At 78.6% G+C, this 2,103-nt stretch carries 2 protein-coding genes; one reads left to right on the top strand and one right to left on the bottom strand.

Annotated features, from left to right (window positions below; translation table 11 throughout):
• The coding region (locus HGCM_RS17755; RefSeq protein ID WP_019136584.1) for a molybdopterin-dependent oxidoreductase at positions 1–1,064 on the top strand (1,064 nt) is incomplete at its 5' end.
• On the opposite strand, the gene HGCM_RS19850 is transcribed toward HGCM_RS17755, so the two are convergent.
• The coding region (locus HGCM_RS19850) for an ABC transporter ATP-binding protein (protein WP_019136583.1) at positions 1,034–2,103 on the bottom strand (1,070 nt) is incomplete at its 5' end. The two genes, HGCM_RS17755 and HGCM_RS19850, sit on opposite strands and share 31 nt — an antisense overlap.

The following is a 2,103-nucleotide window of genomic DNA, read 5'->3' as shown; positions in this document are numbered from 1 at the left end:
AGGACCGGCGCACGTTCCTGCGGGCGGGTGTCCTGGCGGCGGCGCTCGGGGCGGTGACCCTCGCGCTCGGCCGGTCCGCCGGCACGTCGGGCCGCGTGACGCAGGCGGCCCGCGCGGACGTGCGGCTGCCCGCACCGAGCAGCACCGCCGCCCCGGTCCCCGCGGGCGTCCAGGTCCGCGCCGCGGGCATGACCCCGTGGGCGACGCCGCCGGACGCGTTCTACCGGATCGACACGGCCCTCGTCGTGCCGCAGGTCGACCCGTCGACGTGGCAGCTGCGGGTGCACGGGCTCGTGGAGCAGGAGGTCACGCTGACGTGGGACGAGCTCCTCGCCTCGCCCCTCGAGGAGGCGTGGGTGACGCTGTGCTGCGTCTCCAACCCCGTCGGCGGCGACCTCGTCGGCAACCAGCGCTGGCTGGGGCTCCCCGTCCGCCGGCTGCTCGCGCGCGCACGGCCCACCGCGGGCGCGGACATGGTCCTGTCGACGAGCGCCGACGGCTGGACCGCCTCGACCCCGCTGACCGCGCTGACGGACGACCGCGCCGCGCTGCTGGCGGTCGCGATGGACGGCGCTCCCCTGCCGGTCGAGCACGGGTTCCCGGTCCGGCTCGTCGTGCCCGGCCTGTACGGCTACGTCTCGGCGACGAAGTGGGTCGTCGACCTGGAGGTGACCCGCTTCGCGGACGCCACGGCCTACTGGACCGACCGGGGCTGGTCCGCCCAGGGCCCGGTCAAGACCCAGTCGCGGATCGACGTGCCGCGCGAGGGCGCCCTCGTGCCCGCCGGCGACGTCACCGTGGCCGGGGTCGCGTGGGCGCAGCACCGGGGGGTGACGGGGGTCCAGGTGCGCGTCGACGACGGCCCGTGGCACGACACGACGCTGGCCGACGACGGCGGGATCGACACGTGGCGCCAGTGGAGCTGGACGTGGGCCGCGGAGCGCGGCGACCACGTGCTGCGCGTGCGGGCCTCCGACCCCTCGGGCCCGCAGACGGGCGCGGTGCAGGACGTCGTGCCGGACGGCGCGACCGGCTACGACGAGCTGCGCGTCTCCGTGACCTGACCCGGCGGGCCGCCGGGCGTCGCGCCGACCGTCCGGACCGTGACCGCCACGGGCGGGACGTCGAGCATGACCCGGTCGCCGACCCGCAGCCCCGCGAGCACCGGGCTGGTGGCCGCGAGGTCGACGAGCACGTCGCCGGTCGTGCGGACGCGCACGCCCGCCGGACCCGGCTCGAGGTCCACCACGGCCGCGGACCACCCGTCCGCCGCGGTACCGTCGGGCTGCCCGTCGGCCTGCCCGTCGCGATCCCCACCGCGCAGGACGACGGCCCCCGGGGCGAACGTCGCCCGCACGGCGGTGCCCGCGGGAGGAGCGCCGGTCACCCGCAGCCGCACGCCCGGTGCGGCGACCACCCGCCCGTGGGGTCCCTCCTCCACGCGGCCCTCGACGAGGTTGAGGCCGGCCAGCGCGGCCGTGAACGGGTGCGTGGGGGCACCCAGCACGTCGAGCGGCCGGCCACGGTCGAGCACGCGGCCCTCGTGCAGCACGACCACCGCGTCGGCCAGGGTCGCCACGTCGAGCGCGTCGTGCGTCACGAGGACGGTCGTGGTGCCGGTCGCACGGACCTCGTCGCGCACGAGCTCGCGCAGCCCCGCGGCGGTCCGGACGTCGAGCTGGGCGAAGGGCTCGTCGAGCAGCAGGACCTGCGGCCCGGCCGCGAGCGCCCGCGCGAGCGCGACCCGCTGACGCTGGCCGCCGGACAGCTCGTCCGGGCGGCGGTCGCCCAGACCGGCGAGCCCGACGGCCGCGAGCCGCCGGTCCGCCTCCTCGCGCGCGCGCCGGGCCGGCACGCCCCGCGCCCGCGGGCCGAACGCGACGTTCTCGCGCGCCGTGAGGTGCGGGAACACGAAGGGCTCCTGGCCGAGCAGCGCGACGCGCCGGCGCTCCGGGGGCACGTGCACGCCCGGCCCCGTCACCGTCCTCGCTCCGACGCGGACCGTCCCGGCGTCCGGCCGCAGGCGGCCGGCCAGCACGTCGAGGAGCGTGGACTTGCCCGCGGCGTTGGGCCCCACCACCGCGACGACCTGACCCGGGGCGG

Source organism: Cellulomonas massiliensis JC225 (genome assembly GCF_000312005.1).
Lineage (GTDB): Bacteria > Actinomycetota > Actinomycetes > Actinomycetales > Cellulomonadaceae > Cellulomonas > Cellulomonas massiliensis.
The sequence above is the reverse complement of the archived record's forward strand: the minus strand, read 5'-3'. Positions and strand labels throughout refer to the sequence as shown.